Source organism: Streptomyces sclerotialus (assembly GCF_040907265.1).
Classification (GTDB): domain Bacteria; phylum Actinomycetota; class Actinomycetes; order Streptomycetales; family Streptomycetaceae; genus Streptomyces; species Streptomyces sclerotialus.
In genome coordinates this window covers 1794427-1811826 of sequence record NZ_JBFOHP010000002.1, presented here as the reverse complement: position 1 = coordinate 1811826, position 17400 = coordinate 1794427, and the positions used below count along the sequence as shown (strand labels likewise).

The window sequence follows — 17400 nt, the reverse complement described above, 5'->3', positions numbered from 1 at the left end:
CACGCCCTTCCCGTGCGTCACGGGTGGTTAACCGGTCCGCCATGCGAAGAACGCAGGGTCCGTGTCTACGCAGCCTGCGGGACCGATGATGCGTACGAATGTTCGCGAGTGGCCGGAAGTGATCCCTCCGAGGCTGTGGAATGCCGCACACCGCACGGACCCGCGATGAGGCCGCTGCGCCTGCGGGTGACATCAGAATCACCCATACGTCACTCGCGTTCACCCGCGTGTTCGGTCGGATGTCTCCCACCGGAAAGCTGTACGGGCCTAACATCGCCCCGGCACCGGCAGGTGCCGCACATCACAGAACCATGAGGAGTCGGGGAAACATGGACAAGGCGCAGCGACCCGGGCGGCGGACCGTACTGAGCGTTGCGGCGCTCGGCGCCGGAGCGGCGGTGCTGGGCGGCGGGGCCGGTACGGCGACCGCGGCCGGGCGCGGGCACGGCGGACACGGCGGCGGGGAACTGCCCGTCCCCCTGGTCGTCGGCCACCGCGGCGCGAGCGGCTACCGCCCCGAGCACACCTTCGGCTCCTACCAGCTCGCGCTGGACATGGGCGCCGACGTCATCGAGCAGGACCTCGTCCCCACCAAGGACGGCCACCTGGTCTGCCGCCACGAGAACGACATCACCGCCACCACCGACGTCGCCGACCACCCGGAGTTCGCCGGCCGGAAGACGACCAAGACGGTGGACGGCACCAAGCTCACCGGCTGGTTCACCGAGGACTTCACGCTCGCCGAGCTGAAGACGCTGCGCGCCAAGGAGCGCATCCCGCAGACCCGGCAGCACAACACCCTCTACGACGGCCGCTGGGACGTCCCCACCCTCGAAGAGGTCTTCCAGTGGGCCGACCGCGAGGGCCGGAAGCGCGGCCGCCGCGTCTGGCTGCACATCGAGACCAAGCACCCCACCTACTTCCGCAAGCTGGGCCTCGGCCTGGAGGAGCGGCTGGCCAAGCTGCTCCGCCGGTACGGCCGCCACAAGAAGGACTCCCCGACCTTCCTCCAGTCCTTCGAGCCCTCCAGCATCCAGCGGCTGGACAAGCTCGTCGACTGCCCGAAGGTCGTCCTGCTCAGCACGCTGAAGTCCCAGCCCTGGGACTTCAAGGAGGCCGGCGACCCGCGTACCGTCGCCGACCTGGTCAAGCCGGCGGGGCTGCGCTGGATCGCCTCCTTCGCGCAGGGCATCGGCCCGGACCTCACCGTGATCATCCCGCGCACCGCCGACGGCAAGCTCGGCGAGCCGTCCTCCGTGGTCAAGGACGCGCACGCCGCGGGCCTCGTCCTGCACCCGTACACGGTCCGCAACGAGAACACCTTCCTGCCGGTGGACCTCCGCAAGGGCAGCGACCCGGCCGCGTACGGCGACTCCCTCGCCTACTTCAAGGCGCTCTTCGCGACCGGCATCGACGGCCTCTTCTCCGACAACCCCGACACCGCGCTGCTGGCGGCGGCGGAGTTCCGCAAGGGCTGACCGGCAGCGGTACCACCGTGGCGGCGGGCGGGTGCGGGGTGGTGACCCCGGCCCGCGCGCCGCACGCGCCCTGCCGTGCACCGACGCGGGACACCGCCGCGTTGACGCACGGCAACCGCGGGCCCGCCGGGCGCCGTCAGCGCGGGCATGACGGACCGCGACCATGAACTGATCACCGCGCTGCGCCCGCTCCTCGCCGCCGAGGCGGCGGCCGAGGCACCCGCCGCCGGGGCCGACGCCGAGGACATCGAACAGGGCGTGTGGGCACGCCTGCTCCGGTACACCCGAACGGCCGGTCCGCCGGCCGAGCCCGCGCGCTGGCTGCGCCGGGCGGTACGCGCAGAGGTGCGCGGCGCCCTGCGGCGGTCCCGGTACGAGATCCCGTACGACCCCACCGGCGCCCAGCCCCGGGTCGGCACCGTCGCCGAACCGCTGGCCCTGGACGCCGAGCGGCGCCGCGCGCTGCTCGCCGTGGCCGAACAACTCCCGGGACGCTGCCCGGCGTTGGTACGCGCCCTGTTGTCGGGGGCGGATCCGACCTACCGTGAGGTCTCATCTGAGTTGGGAATGTCACAGGGGAGCATGGGGCCACTCCGTTCCCGATGTCTGGGATGTCTGCGCAGAATGCTGACGGCGGAGGTTGGGGTTCCTGAACTCCGGGGAAAGGAGCGTTGACCCCGCCATGGCGGCGCCGCGCATCCCGTGGTGCCATCAAGTCAGGGCAGACCCGTCCGGGCACCGCACCACACCCTCATGGCGCCCGGGCTCACCGAACCGAAAAGGGGAGGCCAGCACGCATGGGCATGAGCGTGACCATCTCTGCGGCGACCGACAGCGACGCCGAGCAGATCCTCAAGCTGCAGTACCTGTGCTACCAGTCCGAGGCCGCGCTGTACGACGACTACTCGATCGAGCCGCTCACGCAGACGTTCGATGAGTTGCGTGCCGAGATGCGCGACGGCTGCGTGGTGGTCGCCCGCCTCGGCGACGAGGTCGTCGGCTCCGTGCGGGGCGCGGTCGACGCGGACGGCGTGGGCGGCATCGACAAGCTGATCGTGCATCCGCGTATGCAGCGGCACGGGCTCGGCAGCCGCCTGCTGGCCGCCGTCGAGGAGCGGCTGGCCGCCGAGCACGGCGTGACCCGCTTCCGCCTGCTCACCGGCCACCGCAGCGAGGGCAACCTCCGGCTGTACCGCAGCCGCGGTTACGCCCAGGTCGGCACCGAAGAGGTCAGCCGCCGGCTCAGCCTGATCACGCTGGAGAAGGACGCGTCGGCGCAGGCGTACGTGGCGAGCGCCTGAGCCTCCCCGTCCATGTGCCGCGGGCCCCGTACGTGCATCCGCACGTACGGGGCCCGCGGCCGTGAACGCAGGGGGAGCCGTCAGCCGGCGCGGCGGCCGCGGCGCAGCCAGAGCAGCCCGGTGACCGGCAGGAGGACGGGGATGAAGAGGTAGCCGTAGCCGTACCCCGACCAGACCGTGTCGTCGGGGAAGGCGGACGGCTCGAGCAGCGTCCAGGTGCCGACGCCGAGCACGCCCAGCAGCTCCAGACAGCAGCACACCAGCCCCACCCTGCGCGCCTTCTCCCCGCCGCGCACCAGGGAGAACAGGATGACGGCGTACACCACCGCGGAGACCGCGGACAGGATGTACGACAGCGGCGCACGGTCGTACTGGGCGATCAGCTGGTACACGGCGCGCGAACCGGCGCCGACGGTGAAGACGCCGTAGAGCCAGACCAGCAGCCGGCCGGGGCCCGAGCCCAGCGCAAGGCGGCCTCCGGCGGGCGCGGGCTTCTCGGTGGTCGTCGCGGGCTCAGCCATGGCCGCCTCCCCAGATGTCGTACAGCCGCACTTCCAGCACGGCCAGCACCACGCCGCCGGCCGCCACCGTCACCGAACCCCAGCGGGTCCGCTCCGACAGCGACAGGAACCCGGCCGCGGGCACACAGGCGGCGGCGCCGATCAGATAGGCGAGGAAGATCGCCGTACCGTCGTCGGGCTGCTCACCGCCCGCCAGCTTCACGACGGCGATCACCAGCTGCACGAGGGCGAGCAGCGAGACGACGGCCATCCCGATGAAGTGCCAGTCCTTGGTCGGCTCGTCGCGGTACGCGGCGAAGCCGCACCAGGCGGCGAGAGCAAGGGCGGTCACGCCGACCGCGACCGTCAGCGCGTCGATCACCGGGACCTCCGCACGGCGGCGCGGCTGCGCGCGGTGGGGCTGTGGGGCATGCCCCCGACTTTAATCGGCGTCCGCGGCCCGCCCGCGCGCGGCCCCGGCCCGGAGCGCGGCCCCGCGCACCACGTACGCTCGGCGACCATGAAGCTCTCGGTTGACGCCCTCCTGTTCGACAACGACGGCACGCTCGTCTCCTCCATGGAGTCGGTGCACCGCTGCTGGGCGCGGTGGGCGGAGGAGTACGGCGTCACCGAGGAATTCGCCCGGGTCGAACTGCACGGCCGGCCCGCCGCCGACATCGTCGCCGACCTGCTGCCCCCGGAGCGCGCGCCCGAGGCGCTGGCCCGCATCGAGGAGCTGGAGACCGCGGACGCGGACGGCGTGGTGCTGCTGCCCGGCACCCGTGAGCTGCTGGACTCCCTCCCCGCCGACCGCTGGGCCGTGGTCACCTCCGCCACCCGCAAGCTCGCCGAGGCCCGGCTCGCCGCCGTCGGCATCAGCGCCAAGCACCTGATCACCGCGGACGACATCACCCGCGGCAAGCCCGACCCCGAGCCCTTCCTGCTCGCCGCCCGGCACCTGGGCGTCGACCCGGCCCGCTGCGCCGTCTTCGAGGACGCCCCGGCCGGGCTCGCGGCGGGCCGCGCCGCCGGCGCCACGACCGTGGCGTTGACCACAACGGCCACGGCGGACGAGCTGGTGGCCGACGTGCTCGTCCCCGACCTGTCGGCGGTGTCCGCGCAGGCCACGGCGGCCGGCGTGGAGATCACGACCGCCGGCTGAGCCGCCGTCCACGGACTGATCCGGCCCGTCCGGTATCCGGACTGGCTTGATCGGTCCGTACGCGTGTCTGGTTTACTGGCCATCATGACCACGACGAGCTGCCGCATCCCTGCGACCGAGGCGCACAAAGCGCCCGGTGCTCGTCGCATGTGTCGAATGTGTGACCGCTGAGGGCCCCCGCCTGAGCCTCGCGCCCCGAAGCGAGACCCGCTGCCATGCGCCGGACGACCCGTACAGACACGCCCCGTACCTCCCGTACGCAGGCATTCCGTACCCCGCATCCCCGGCCGCCCCGCGTCACCGGACCCCGGAGCCGGGCGCCCGCCGCCCCTGTGCCTCCGCGATCCCCATGCCGCACTCCGCAATGAATGCCCCGTGCCCGGCGGACGAGCCGCCGAGCACTCAACCGTGACGGATATCCCTGTGATCACCACTACAGGCCTCACCAAGGTCTACCGATCGGGTGACCGCGAGGTCACCGCGCTGGACGGCGTCGACCTGCACGTCCGCGAGGGCGAGGTGTACGGCGTCATCGGCCAGAGCGGCGCCGGCAAGTCGACGCTCATCCGCTGCGTGAACCTCCTGGAGCGCCCCACCTCGGGCACGGTCACCGTGGCCGGCCAGGACCTCACCGCGCTCGCTGGACGCGGCCAGCGGGCGAACCCCGCGCTCCGTGCCGCACGCAGCCACATCGGCATGGTCTTCCAGCACTTCAACCTGCTGTCCTCGCGCACCGTCCAGGACAACGTCGAGTTCCCGCTGGAGATCCTCAAGGTCTCCCGCCGCGAGCGCAGCCGCAAGGCGCTGGAGCTGCTGGACCTGGTCGGCCTCGCCGACAAGGCCAAGGCGTACCCCGCCCAGCTCTCCGGCGGCCAGAAGCAGCGCGTCGGCATCGCCCGCGCGCTCGCCGGCGACCCGAAGGTGCTGCTCTCCGACGAGGCCACCAGCGCCCTGGACCCGGAGACCACCCGCTCCATCCTCCAGCTGCTCCGCGACCTCAACCGCCAGCTGGGCCTCACCGTCCTGCTCATCACCCACGAGATGGACGTCGTCAAGAGCATCTGCGACTCCGCGGCCCTGATGAAGGGCGGCCGCGTCGTCGAGCAGGGCACCGTCTCGGAACTGCTGGCCACCCCCGGCTCGGAGCTGGCCACGGAGCTGTTCCCGGTCACCGGCGAGGCCTCGGCGGCGGACCGCACGGTCGTGGACGTCACCTTCCACGGCGAGGCGGCCACCGAGCCGGTCATCTCGACCCTCTCGCGGACCTACAACGTCGACGTGTCGATCCTCGGCGCCGCCATGGACACCGTCGGCGGCAAGCAGATCGGCCGGATGCGCATCGAGCTGCCCGGCCGCTTCGAGGACAACGTCGTACCGATCGGGTTCCTGCGCGAGCAGGGCCTCCAGGTCGACGTCGTGGGCCGTACCGAGCCGGCCGCCGCGCCCGCCACCGTGCTGACCAAGGAGGTCGCCAAGTGACCTGGAACGACATGCAGCCGGTGCTTCAGGACGGCATCCTCGACACCCTCTTCATGGTGTGGTGGTCCACCGTCTACACGGTGATCGGCGGCCTGCTCCTCGGCGTCCTGCTGGTCCTCACCGACCGCGGCGGCCAGCTGCAGAACACCGTGGTGAACAAGGTCGTCAGCGTCGTGGTGAACATCGGCCGCTCGCTGCCCTTCATCATCCTGATGATCGCGATCATCCCGTTCACCCGGCTCGTCGTCGGCACCTCCATCGGCCCCTCGGCCGCCGTCGTGCCGCTCGCCGTCGGCGCCGTCCCCTTCTTCGCACGCCTGGTGGAGACCTCCCTGCGCGAGGTGGACGGCGGGCTCGTCGAGGCCGCCCAGTCCATGGGCGGCGGCACCTGGACGATCATCTTCAAGGTGCTGCTCCCGCAGGCGCTGCCCTCGCTGGTCGCCAGCCTGACCAACACCGTCATCACGATCATCAGCTACTCGGCGATGGCCGGCGCGCTCGGCGCCGGCGGCCTGGGCAGCGTGGCCATCACCTACGGCCAGCAGCGGTACGACACGCGCTTCATGCTCGTCACCGTGGTACTGATCATTGTGATCGTCACCGTCGTCCAGCTCATCGGCGACCTGGTGGTCCGGCGGCTGTCCCGCCGCGGCTCCCGCGCCGCCGCCCCCGTACGCCTCCTGAAGTCGCCCAAGGCCCGCACCGCGGCCCCGGACCCCGAGGCCCGCGCCGACGCGGGCAAGGTCCGCGAGACCGCGGACGAGGCCGCCTGAGCCACCGCACCCCTGGAGCCCGGACCCTTTGCCGGGCGGAACACCACTTGTAAGAAAGGCACTCTTCGTGCGTAACACCGTCAAGCTCACCGGCGCCGTCGCGGCCGCCGCCGCGCTCACCCTCGCCCTCGGCGCCTGCAGCGCCCCCTCCGACCCGGACACGGAGAAGAAGGACGACGCGAGCTCGCCGCTCGTCGTCGGCGCCACCTCCGTCCCGCACGCCGAGATCCTGGAGTACGTCAAGAAGGACCTGGCCCCCAAGGAGAACCTCAAGATCCAGGTCAAGACCTTCGACGACTACCAGCTGATCAACCCGGCGACCAAGGACGGCAGCCTGGACGCCAACTACTTCCAGACCGAGGAGTTCCTCGACGACTGGAACAAGAAGAACGACGGCAGCATCGAGCCCGTCGTCAACGTCCACGTCGAGCCGATGGGCGTCTACTCCAAGAACTACGACAAGCTCTCCGAGCTGAAGTCCGGAGACACCGTCGGCGTCCCCAACGACGCCAGCAACGAGGCCCGCGCCCTGAAGCTGCTCGACAAGGCCGGCGCCATCGAGCTCAAGGCCGACGCGCCCGCGGTCCCGGGTCTGAACGACGTCAAGGACAAGAAGGGCCTGAACATCAAGGAGTCCAAGGCGGAACTCCTGGCCCCGCAGCTGAGCGACTACGACGCAGCGGTCATCAACGGCAACTACGCCATCGCCGCCAAGCTCAGCCCGAAGTCCGACTCCCTGACCATCGAATCGGCCAAGAACAGCCCCTACGCCAACTTCCTCGCCGTCGACAAGAGCGAGAAGGACGACCCGCGCGTGCAGAAGCTCGCGAAGCTGCTCAACTCCGACCAGGTCAAGAAGTACATCGAGACGCACTACAAGGACGGCTCCGTGCTGCCCTCCTTCAGCAAGGCGAGCTGACCCCGCACCGCTCCCCGTACGACGGCCCGTACCTGCCTTATCAGGGCAGGTACGGGCCGTCATACTTGGCACATTCGCAGGCAGATGCTGCATGCTTGTGCACTCAAGACGGGCAGGACAGCCCGAACGTATTCACGGAGCCGCACGGAGCCGCACAACGCTTCGCGCAGCTCTACGTCCACGGCGTGGGAGCAGCTGCATGACATCCACCTTTCCGGACATCTCCATCAGCACGGAGCGTCTGGTGCTGCGGCCCTTCGACGACACGGACGTCCCCGCGCTCGGCGACATGATGAACGACGAGGCGGTCGTCGCCTGGACCGCGCAGCCCCACCCGTACACCACGGCGCACGCCGAGGAGTGGGTCACCACCGGCGCCCCGGCCGTCCGCACCTCCGGCCGCGGCCTCGCCTTCGCCGTCACCGAGTTCCTCACCCAGCGCCTCGTCGGCACCGTCCGGATCGACCGCACCGACTGGCGGATACGCGGCGCCGAGCTCTCCTACATCACAGCGCCCTGGGCCCGCGGCGAGGGCTACGCCTGCGAATCCGCGCTCGCCGTCGCCCAGTGGCTCTTCCGCGACCAGAAGTTCGAACGCCTGGAACTGCGCACGGCCGCCGACAACACCGCCGCCCAGCAGGTCGCCCAGAAACTCGGCTGCATCAGCGAGGGAGTGCTCCGCAACGCCTGGATAGCCCGGTCCCGCACCGAGGACGGGGGCTGGACCGACATCCGTACCGACCTCATCGTCTGGAGCCTGCTGCCCGAGGACTTCGACGGGCTGCCGGACCGGGCCGCCGACGCCAACGGCTTCGCGTACCCGGAATGGAACTGAGGCCCGGCCGCGGCCGACGGGGCCGGACCCCTTCGGTCACGCCCGGCGGCACGGCCCGCCGCTCGGGGTACCCTCACCTGATCCACACCCGTACGGCGCACCGACCGCACGAACCGTGACACGAACAGCCGTACGAAGGGCCGTACGAACGGCCGCACGGACAACCGCACGACGAGACCAGGGAGACACCTGCAGATGGCCGACCGCGTCACCGTGATCGGGTGGGACGGCTCGCCTCTGACCGCCGCCGCACGCTCCGCACTGGGCGCGGCGACCCTGGTGGCCGGCGCCGCCCACCACCTGGCGCTCAAGGAAGTGCCGCCCGCCGCCGAACGGATCAGACTCGGCAGCGTCGAACTGGCGGCCCGCCGGATCGCCCAGCACCGCGGCACCGCCGTCGTCCTCGCCGACGGCGACCCCGGCTTCTTCGGCGTCGTCCGCACCCTGCGCGCACCCGAACACGGCCTGGAGGTCGAGGTCGTACCGGCCGTCTCCTCCGTCGCCGCCGCCTTCGCCCGGGCCGGCATGCCCTGGGACGACGCCCAGATCGTCGTCGCCCACAGCCGCGACCTGCGCCGCGCCGTCAACGTCTGCCGCGCCCACACCAAGGTCGCCGTCCTCACCTCGCCCGGCGCGGGCCCCGCCGAACTGGCCCTCCTGCTGCGCGACGTGCACCGCACCTTCGTCATCTGCGAGGCCCTCGGCACCACTCAGGAACAGGTGACCGTCCTCACCTCCGACAAGGCGGCCGACCACGTCTGGCGCGACCCCAACGTCGTCATCGTCGTCGGCGGACCGGCCGGCAGCGCCGCCACCCAGGGCAGCCCCTGGCTCGCCGCCCACGAGATCGGCTACCCCGCGGGGCCGCGCGGCTGGGGCCTCTCCGACAGCGCGTACGGCGGCGGCCTCTCCGAAGGCGAGTCCGGCCAGCTGCGCACCGCGCAACTCGCCCGCCTCGGGCCCGCCATCGGCGACCTGGTCTGGGACATCGGCTCCGGCTCCGGCGCCGCCGCCGTGGAGGCCGCCCGCTTCGGCGCGGCCGTCATCGCCGTCGACGGCGACGCGGACGCCTGCGCCCGTACGACCGCCGTGGGCCGCAGGTACGGCGTACAGCTCCAGGTCGTGCACGGCCGCGCGCCCCAGGTGCTCGAAGACCTCCCCGAGCCGGACGTGGTCCGCATCGGGGGCGGCGGCACGGCCGTCGTCACCGCCTGCGCGGCCCGCCGCCCCGAACGCATCGTCACCCACGCCGCCACCCGCGACGAGGCGGAGGCGCTCGGCCGCGCACTGGCCGACGGAGGGTACGAAGTGGAGTGCGCGCTCCTCCAGTCGGTGGAGCTGGACACGTCCGCATGGGTGGAGCGGGAGCGGGCCGTCGTCTTCCTGGTCTGCGGTTACCGCGTGCATCACCCCTGACCCGATCGGTCACCCGCGGGAGGTAGGCTGGCGGATCGTTGCGCCGCCGTTCCGCGATCGGAGTCGTGCGTCAATATCCGGAAAAGCCGGAGGTTTTGACCGCACAAGATGCTCTTGAGGGCGGACGTGCCGCGAGGCGCGCTCGCTCGTTCTAGCTATGGGGGCGGTCGGCGCGTGCCGCGGTCGAGCGCGTCGGACGAGCGGTTGGAAGGAGCACTACCGATGGGCGAGGGGTACGCATGACCGACACCGGCCAGGTCCCGGGCGAGGGACTGCCGGAGAACGCAGGCGGACATCCCGGAGGGCCGCTGCCGGCGGCCGCTCCTGCCCCTGCCGACCCCGGCCCGCAGCAGCCGCACGACGCGTACGCCTACCTCGACACCGCCGAGCAGGCCGAGGACGACGACCTGCTGATGCCGGGCGCCCAGGGCGCCTGGGGCAGCGAACAGCAGGCGCACGCCGAGCAGCAGACCCCGTACGCCGACTACACCCCGGGACGGGGCGCGGTGTACGACCCGGTGGCGGCCTACGACCCGACGCCGTACGAGCCGGTGGCGTACGCCGCGGAACAGCCGGCGGACCCTGCCACCGCGCAGCCGGCGGGCGCGGCGCCCGGCGCCGGTGTGCCCGTCGGTGCGCCTCCGGTTGAAGCCCATCCGCACGCCGGTGCCCACGAGCACGGCGGCCGGGACACCGGCTCCGTCGACGTCGGCGGCGTACGGATGCCCGAGGCGGCGCAGCAGCCGGGCCAGGCCCCGCAGGCGGGCGCCGCGCAGCCGGGCGCCATGCCGGGCCAGGCCGCGATGCCGAAGCAGAGCACGCCGGCGCGCCGGCCGCTGCACATGGGCCCGCCCGTGCCGGAGGCGCACACCGGTGGCGTGGTGCGCTCCCTCGCCGACCGCGGCCCGGCCGGGACCCCGCAGCCGCCCACACGGCACGCGGGCCCGCCGACCGTCGGACCCGAGTACCTCGACGTACCGCGCGACGAACCGGGCCCGCTGCCGGACGCGACCCCGGGCCCACTGCCGGACGCGACCCCGGGCCCGCTCCCCGGGGAGGGCGCCCAGCGGGCGGCTCAGCAGGCCGCCCCGATGCCGATGCCGGAGGCCGAGCCGGTCGAAGCGGCCCAGCCGGTCGAGTCGGCTCAGTCGGTCGAATCGCCTCAGCCGCCGCAGGCCGAGGCGGAGGCTGCTTCGCAGCCGGCGGTCGCTGAGCAGCCGGTCCCGGCCGAGCAGCCTGCACCGGCCGAGCAGACCCCGTCGGCCGCGGAACAGGGTGGCGTGGTCATTCCCGCGCAGATGCCGGCTTGGGGCGCCGCACCGGTGGGGACGGAGGACGGCACGGCGGCCGCCGCGCAGGCGGCGGTCGAGAGCACGGACGCGACCGGTGAACCGGGCCAGGAGCAGACGGCCGAGGACGGGCAGCAGCCGGAGGCCGCGGCGGCGGAGTCCGCGGCCTCGGAGGACGCGCCGCAGGATGCTGCGGAGGGCCAGGCTCCTGAGGATGCCCAGGTCCCTGCGGAGGCTCCTGAAGCCGTCCCGGACGCGCAGGCCTCCGGTGAGCAGGAGCAGGAGGCCGTGGAGCACGGTGTCGCGGCGCCGCTCCCCGAGGCCGGGGCGGCGGAACACGACGCCGTCGGCCGGACCGCTCCGGAGCAGGGCCAGGAGCAGGACCAGGACCAGGGCCAGGAGCAGGGCCAGGCCGAGGACGTCGTACCGGCTGACGCCACCGCGGCGCCGGAGACGACGGACGAGGCCGACGCGCAGGACGCCGCGGCGGCCGCGCAGCAGAACGACACCGAGGGCGAGCAGGGACCCGCGGACGGTACGGCCGAGGCTGTACCGGCAGCCGCGGAGCAGCCCGGCGCTGAGCCCGTATCAGAGGAACACGTGCACAACGAAGAGCAGGCCGAGCCGCAGGCGCCCGTCGCCGGGGCAGAGCCGGTCCAGGCCGCCGAGCCCGCTCCCCAGGACGCCGCCGAGCTGGTGCAGCTCGGGGAGGACGCCCCGGAGGGCGCGGAGGGTGCGGACGGCGCCCCCGCGGCCACCGAGGCGCCCGAAGCCAAGGTGAAGGTGCCCCGGGCCCGGTCGGGACGGTCGGCCAAGGCGAAGGCCACCAAGGCCGCGATCGACGCGGCCTTCGCGGAGGACGAGGTCGGCACGGTGCCCGACGCCGCCGCGCCCGCCGAGGTGGCGGCCGAGGAGCCCGCTCCTGAGGTAGCTGAGCCTGCTGAGGCGCAGGTTCCTCCGGCGGCTGAGGCGGCAGACGCGGCTGAGGCGGCAGACGCGGCTGAGGCGGCAGCCGACGCCGAGGCGGTGGACGGCGACGAGGCCGAGTCCACGGTCGCCGAGGCCGAGGACGCGGTCGCCGGAGACGCGAGCGCCGAGGACGCGAGCGCGGCCGAGACGGCCGTCGAGGAAATGCCCGCCACGGACGCGGCCCCCGCGGAGCCCGAACCCGAGCCCGAGCCCGGGAGCGAGGCCGCCGTGCCCGGCGCCGCGCCCGCCGAGGCGGAACCGGCAGCGGAGCCCGACGCCGCCGCCGACAGCGAGACCGTGACCGAGCCGGCCGCTGCGAGCGAGGAAAACGAAGCAACGGCCGCCGCGCCGGAAGCCGACGCCGAGCCCACCCCCGAGATGGCGGAAGCCGAGGCCGACCCGCAGGCCGAGCCCACGGCGGCAGCCGAGCCCACCCCCGAGGCCGAGCCCGTCGCGGCGGCTGCAGGTGAGCCCGCCGCGGCCGACGCCGACGTGCCCGCCGCGGCCGACGCCGAAGCCGCCGACGCCGAAGCCGCCGACGCCGAAGCCGCCGACGCCGAAGCCGCCGAGGCCGAGGCGCCCCGGCCGGTCGACCCCGCCGCGGGGTACGGCGACGAGGAGCGGGCCGCCGTACACCGTGTGATGCGGGAGCGCCGGGACATCCGTAACGGCTTCCGCAGCGACCCGATCCCCAACGACGTACTGCTGCGCGTCCTGGAGGCGGCGCACACCGCCCCCAGCGTCGGCCACTCCCAGCCCTGGGACTTCGTCGTCATCCGGTCCGCCGAGACGCGCGAGCGGATGCACGAGCTGGCGATGCAGCAGCGCGAGGCGTACGCCAAGTCGCTGCCCAAGGCGCGCGCGAAGCAGTTCCGCGAGCTGAAGATCGAGGCGATCCTCGACACCCCGGTCAACATCGTCGTCACGGCCGACCCCACCCGCGGCGGCCGCCACACGCTCGGCCGGTACACCCAGCCGCAGATGGCGCCGTACAGCTCCGCGCTCGCCGTGGAGAACCTCTGGCTCGCCGCCCGCGCCGAAGGCCTCGGCGTCGGCTGGGTCAGCTTCTTCGACGAGCGCGAGATGGTCCGCGAGCTCGGCCTGCCCGAGCACCTGGAGATCGTCGCGTACCTGTGCGTCGGGTACGTCGACGAGTTCCCGGAGGAGCCCGAGCTGATGCAGGCCGGGTGGTCCAAGCGCCGCCCGCTGTCGTGGGTCGTGCACGAGGAGACGTACGGGCGCCGCGCGCTGCCCGGTGCCGAGCCGCACGACCTGCTCCAGGAGACCCTGCAGGGCATCCGCCCGCTGGACGCCAAGGCGCTCGGTGAGGCGTGGGAGCGGCAGAAGCGGATGACCAAGCCGGCCGGCGCGCTCGGCATGCTGGAGATCATCTCGGCGCAGCTGTGCGGCCTGTCGCGGAAGTGCCCGCCGCCGATCCCGGAGCCCGCCGCGGTGGCGATCTTCGCGGGCGACCACGGTGTGCACGCCCAGGGCGTCACCCCGTGGCCCCAGGAGGTCACCGGCCAGATGGTCGCCAACTTCCTCGGCGGCGGCGCGGTCTGCAACGCCTTCGCGAACCAGGTCGGCGCCGAGGTCTGCGTCGTGGACGTCGGCGTGAAGTCCGAGCTGCCGGCCACGCCCGGCCTGCTGCCGCGCAACGTGCGCCCCGGTACGGACGACATGACCGCCGGGCCCGCGATGTCCCGCGAGGACGTGCTCAAGGCCGTCGAGGTGGGCATCGAGACCGCCCGCGACCTGGTGTCGGCCGGGAACAAGGCCCTGCTCACGGGCGAGATGGGGATCGCGAACACCACCGCCTCCGCGGCGCTGATCTCCGTCTACACCGGTACCGACCCCGCCGAGGTCACCGGCCGCGGCACGGGCATCAACGACGAGACGCACGCCCGCAAGGTCGACGTCGTCCGCCGCGCGCTCGAACTGCACCAGCCGGACCCGGCCGACCCGATCGGCGTCCTCGCGGCCGTCGGCGGCCTGGAGCACGCCGCGCTGGTCGGCCTGATCCTCGGCGGCGCGTCGCTGCGTACGCCGGTGATCCTGGACGGCGTGAGCACCGGCGCGGCCGCGCTGGTGGCGCGGGCCGTGGCCCCCGAGGCGCTGGCCGCCTGCATCGCGGGCCACCGCAGCGCCGAGCCGGGGCACGTCGCGGCCCTGACCAAGCTGGGCCTGCGCCCGCTGGTCGACCTCGACCTGCGCCTCGGCGAGGGCACGGGCGCGCTGCTCGCCCTGCCGATCGTGCAGAGCGCGGCGCGCGCGATGCACGAGGTGGCCACGTTCGACTCCGCCGGAGTCACCGAGAAGGGCTGACGGCCTGCGGAGGACGGACCGCCGAGACCTTGCGTCGAGGGGGCCGTCCTCCACGCAGGGCCCCGCCGCGCCCCACCCCCGGGCGCGGCCCCGGCTGCCACATGTCCCGGCTGCCACGCGCCCCGTGTGCACCGGGCGGAACGCACCCCGGTCACCCGGGGCCCGCCCCGCCGTCCGGTCCTCAGGGGCGCCCGCGCATGACCCCAGGCCCGCGGCCAAATAGGCTGTGGGCCGGAATGCGTGGCCGCCCGTACCGGCCGCACCACCACCCTCACGCCGCTCCAGCGCCGAAGCGGCCCCGCATCACCCGCACAAGGAGCCGTACCGCCATGGCCGTTCCCTCCGAGCACGCCGCCTATCCCGTCGGCCTGCGCCTGACCGGCCGCCGGGTCGTGGTGCTGGGCGGCGGCCAGGTCGCCCAGCGCCGGCTGCCCGCGCTGATCGCCGCCGGCGCCGACATCCTGCTGGTCTCGCCGTCCGCCACCCCCTCCGTCGAGGCCATGGCCGACGCCGGGGAGCTGACCTGGGAACGCCGTACGTACCGGCCCGGCGACCTCGCGGACGCCTGGTACGCCCTGATCTCCACCGACGACGACGCGGCCAACGCCGCCGCCTCCCAGGAGGCCGAGGAGAACCGCGTCTGGGCCGTACGCTCCGACGACGCCGAGGCGGCCACCGCCTGGACGCCGGCCACCGGCCGCAGCGAGGGCGTCACCGTCGCCGTCCTCAACACCGAGGGCGCGGGCCGCGACCCGCGCCGCGCCGCCGCCGTCCGCGACGCCATCGTCGAGGGGCTGCGGGACGGCACGATCGCCGCGCCCCATCACCGCCGCCGTACCCCCGGCGTCGCCCTGGTCGGCGGCGGCCCTGGCGACCCTGACCTGATCACGGTGCGCGGCCGCCGGCTGCTCGCCGAGGCCGACGTCGTGATCGCCGACCGGCTCGGCCCCCGCGACCTGCTGGACGAGCTGCCGCCGCACGTCGAGGTCATCGACGCGGCGAAGATCCCGTACGGCCGGTACATGGCCCAGGAGGCCATCAACAACGCGCTCATCGAGCACGCCAAGGCCGGGAAGGCCGTGGTGCGTCTCAAGGGCGGTGACCCGTTCGTCTTCGGGCGCGGCATGGAGGAGGCCGAGGCGCTGGCCGAGGAGGGCATCGCCTGCACGGTCGTGCCCGGCATCTCCAGCTCCATCAGCGTCCCCGGCGCGGTCGGCGTGCCCGTCACCCACCGCGGCGTGGCGCACGAGTTCACCGTGGTCAGCGGCCACGTCGCGCCCGACGACCCGCGCTCGCTGGTCGACTGGGCGGCGCTGGCCAAGCTGCGCGGCACGCTGGTGATCCTGATGGGCGTGGACAAGATCGCCGCCATCGCCGCGGCCCTCGTCCGGCACGGGCGCCCGGCCGACACCCCGGTCGCGGTGGTCCAGGAGGGCACGATGGCCACCCAGCGCCGGGTCGACGCCACGCTGGAGACCGTCGGGGCGCGCGTCAAGGAGGAGGACGTCCGCCCGCCCGCCGTCATCGTCATCGGCGACGTGGTGAACGCCGCGAAGACCTTCGGCCGGTGAGTCCGGGAAGACCCCGGAGGCCGGGGAGGCGGCGCCTCCCCGCTCGGCCCCCTTCGCCCGACGGCCTCGGCAGCTCCGGCGGTTCCGACGGCCTCGCCGGCTCAGGCGCCCCCGGTGCAGTGACGCTTCACCACTTGGTCCCCCTTATGACTGGGGTTATATAGGGGAGGCGGCTTCGCCGGGCGGGCTTGTCCACAGGGCGGCTCGTTTCGTACGACTGGCCGCTCCTGCGACTGGCTGCTCCTGCGACTGGCCGCTCCTAGGACTGGTCGCTCGTACGGCGGGCCCTTCGTACGGCGGGCCCTTCGTACGGCGGGCCCGCCGCGCGGCTGCCCGGTTCGTACGACGGGGCGCCGCCACCGCGCAGGGCCTGGCGTAACCGTAGGTAACAAATCCGGTACCCCGGCAGGGGAACCGCAACGACGACAAGGCACCATCGACCCGTGGCAGACATCATCACCGTCGACGACCCCGACGACCCCCGGCTGCGCGACTACACCGGCCTCACCGACGTGGAGCTGCGCCGCAGGCGTGAACCGGCCGAGGGGCTGTTCATCGCCGAGGGCGAGAAGGTGATCCGGCGCGCGAAGCACGCCGGGTACGAGATGCGGTCGATGCTGCTCTCCGCCAAGTGGGTCGACGTCATGCGGGACGTCATCGACGAGGTGCCGGCCCCGGTGTACGCGGTGGATCCCGGGCTCGCCGAGCGGGTGACGGGCTATCACGTGCACCGCGGCGCGCTCGCCTCCATGCAGCGCAAGCCGCTCCCGGAGGCCGGCGAGCTGCTGGCCTCCGCGCGCCGCGTCGTCGTCATGGAAGCGGTCAACGACCACACCAACATCGGCGCGATCTTCCGCAGCGCCGCTGCCCTGGGCATGGACGCCGTACTGCTCTCACCGGACTGTGCCGACCCGCTGTACCGGCGGTCGGTGAAGGTGTCGATGGGGGCGGTGTTCTCCGTGCCGTACGCGCGGCTGGAGCAGTGGCCACGGAGCCTGGAGACCGTACGGGAGGCCGGCTTCAAGCTGCTCGCGCTGACGCCCGACGAGAAGGCCACGGCCATCGACGAGGCCGCGCCGCACCGCCTGGAGCGGGCCGCGCTGATGCTCGGTGCCGAGGGGGACGGGCTGTCCCGGCAGGCCCTGGTCGCCGCCGATGAATGGGTGCGCATCCCGATGGCGCACGGCGTCGACTCGCTGAACGTCGGTGCGGCCGCGGCGGTCGCCTTCTACGCGGTGGCCACGGGACGGCCAGGTCCGCGTGAGACGGCCAGGTCCGCGTGAGACGGGCAGGTACCGCCTGAGACGGCCGGGACCGCCTGAGCGTGACACGGTGAACGCCGCCGTGTCACGAAGGCCGCTGCTGCGAGTGCGGCACCATGAA

14 protein-coding genes are annotated in these 17400 nt (G+C 73.3%); 12 read left to right on the top strand and 2 right to left on the bottom strand.

Annotated features, from left to right (window positions below):
* Positions 1-329 precede the first annotated feature (329 nt).
* The 3 genes from AAC944_RS08115 (at position 330) to AAC944_RS08105 (ending at position 2779) form a co-directional block, all read left to right on the top strand.
* Entirely contained in the window at positions 330-1478 is a 1149-nt protein-coding gene (locus AAC944_RS08115; RefSeq protein ID WP_030616203.1) for a glycerophosphodiester phosphodiesterase, read from the top strand.
* Between the two features lie 147 nt (positions 1479-1625).
* Positions 1626-2153, top strand: coding sequence for a sigma-70 family RNA polymerase sigma factor (locus AAC944_RS08110; protein WP_030616200.1), 528 nt, complete (start codon positions 1626-1628; stop codon positions 2151-2153).
* Positions 2154-2275: 122 nt separating this feature from the next.
* The gene (locus tag AAC944_RS08105) at positions 2276-2779 is read left to right on the top strand and encodes a GNAT family N-acetyltransferase (RefSeq protein WP_030616198.1); all 504 of its coding nucleotides are present in this window, start codon (positions 2276-2278) and stop codon (positions 2777-2779) included.
* 80 nt (positions 2780-2859) lie between these two features.
* Here the strand turns inward: AAC944_RS08105 and AAC944_RS08100 are convergent, their stop codons facing one another.
* Together AAC944_RS08100 and AAC944_RS08095 are read right to left on the bottom strand one after the other, a co-directional pair.
* Positions 2860-3300: a hypothetical protein gene (locus tag AAC944_RS08100; protein WP_030616195.1), complete on the bottom strand. Its 441-nt coding sequence runs from the start codon at positions 3298-3300 to the stop codon at positions 2860-2862.
* The gene (locus AAC944_RS08095; protein WP_030616192.1) at positions 3293-3661 is read right to left on the bottom strand and encodes a hypothetical protein; all 369 of its coding nucleotides are present in this window, start codon (positions 3659-3661) and stop codon (positions 3293-3295) included. The genes AAC944_RS08100 and AAC944_RS08095 overlap by 8 nt, the downstream gene beginning before the upstream one ends.
* A 138-nt stretch (positions 3662-3799) precedes the next feature.
* On the opposite strand from AAC944_RS08095, the gene AAC944_RS08090 reads away from it, so the two are divergent.
* The 9 genes from AAC944_RS08090 (at position 3800) to AAC944_RS08050 (ending at position 17300) form a co-directional block, all read left to right on the top strand.
* Positions 3800-4441, top strand: a complete 642-nt coding sequence (locus AAC944_RS08090; protein WP_030616189.1) for an HAD-IA family hydrolase — start codon at positions 3800-3802, stop codon at positions 4439-4441.
* A gap of 423 nt (positions 4442-4864) precedes the next feature.
* Positions 4865-5920: a methionine ABC transporter ATP-binding protein gene (locus AAC944_RS08085; RefSeq protein WP_030616185.1), complete on the top strand. Its 1056-nt coding sequence runs from the start codon at positions 4865-4867 to the stop codon at positions 5918-5920.
* A complete protein-coding gene (locus AAC944_RS08080) occupies positions 5917-6693 on the top strand; it encodes a methionine ABC transporter permease (RefSeq protein WP_030616182.1) in 777 nt (258 codons plus the stop codon). The genes AAC944_RS08085 and AAC944_RS08080 overlap by 4 nt, the downstream gene beginning before the upstream one ends.
* 67 nt (positions 6694-6760) lie before the next feature.
* Positions 6761-7612: a MetQ/NlpA family ABC transporter substrate-binding protein gene (locus AAC944_RS08075; RefSeq protein ID WP_030616179.1), complete on the top strand. Its 852-nt coding sequence runs from the start codon at positions 6761-6763 to the stop codon at positions 7610-7612.
* Positions 7613-7811: 199 nt separating this feature from the next.
* Positions 7812-8447 carry a GNAT family N-acetyltransferase gene (locus AAC944_RS08070; RefSeq protein WP_030616176.1) on the top strand — a complete coding sequence of 212 codons (636 nt, stop codon included), beginning with the start codon at positions 7812-7814 and terminating at the stop codon, positions 8445-8447.
* A 195-nt stretch (positions 8448-8642) separates the two neighbouring features.
* The gene (gene cbiE, locus AAC944_RS08065; RefSeq protein WP_030616173.1) at positions 8643-9863 is read left to right on the top strand and encodes a precorrin-6y C5,15-methyltransferase (decarboxylating) subunit CbiE; all 1221 of its coding nucleotides are present in this window, start codon (positions 8643-8645) and stop codon (positions 9861-9863) included.
* Between the two features lie 239 nt (positions 9864-10102).
* On the top strand, positions 10103-14446 hold the full coding sequence (cobT, locus tag AAC944_RS08060) for a nicotinate-nucleotide--dimethylbenzimidazole phosphoribosyltransferase (protein WP_030616171.1): 4344 nt from the start codon (positions 10103-10105) through the stop codon (positions 14444-14446).
* A 329-nt stretch (positions 14447-14775) separates the two neighbouring features.
* Positions 14776-16017 (top strand): uroporphyrinogen-III C-methyltransferase, encoded by a 1242-nt coding sequence (gene cobA / locus AAC944_RS08055; RefSeq protein WP_030616168.1) that lies wholly within the window; start codon positions 14776-14778, stop codon positions 16015-16017.
* A 443-nt stretch (positions 16018-16460) separates the two neighbouring features.
* The gene (locus tag AAC944_RS08050) at positions 16461-17300 is read left to right on the top strand and encodes a TrmH family RNA methyltransferase (protein ID WP_030616165.1); all 840 of its coding nucleotides are present in this window, start codon (positions 16461-16463) and stop codon (positions 17298-17300) included.
* The last annotated feature ends 100 nt before the right edge of the window (positions 17301-17400 follow it).

Bases quoted from the DNA above. Each gene is read 5' to 3' on its own strand.
- AAC944_RS08105 (WP_030616198.1), top strand. From the start codon at position 2,276: ATGGGCATGAGCGTGACCATCTCTGCGGCGACCGACAGCGACGCCGAG.
- AAC944_RS08100 (WP_030616195.1), bottom strand. From the start codon at position 3,300: ATGGCTGAGCCCGCGACGACCACCGAGAAGCCCGCGCCCGCCGGAGGC.
- cobT (WP_030616171.1), top strand. From the start codon at position 10,103: ATGACCGACACCGGCCAGGTCCCGGGCGAGGGACTGCCGGAGAACGCA.
- cbiE (WP_030616173.1), top strand. From the start codon at position 8,643: ATGGCCGACCGCGTCACCGTGATCGGGTGGGACGGCTCGCCTCTGACC.
- cobA (WP_030616168.1), top strand. From the start codon at position 14,776: ATGGCCGTTCCCTCCGAGCACGCCGCCTATCCCGTCGGCCTGCGCCTG.
- AAC944_RS08090 (WP_030616189.1), top strand. From the start codon at position 3,800: ATGAAGCTCTCGGTTGACGCCCTCCTGTTCGACAACGACGGCACGCTC.
- AAC944_RS08070 (WP_030616176.1), top strand. From the start codon at position 7,812: ATGACATCCACCTTTCCGGACATCTCCATCAGCACGGAGCGTCTGGTG.
- AAC944_RS08110 (WP_030616200.1), top strand. From the start codon at position 1,626: ATGACGGACCGCGACCATGAACTGATCACCGCGCTGCGCCCGCTCCTC.
- AAC944_RS08115 (WP_030616203.1), top strand. From the start codon at position 330: ATGGACAAGGCGCAGCGACCCGGGCGGCGGACCGTACTGAGCGTTGCG.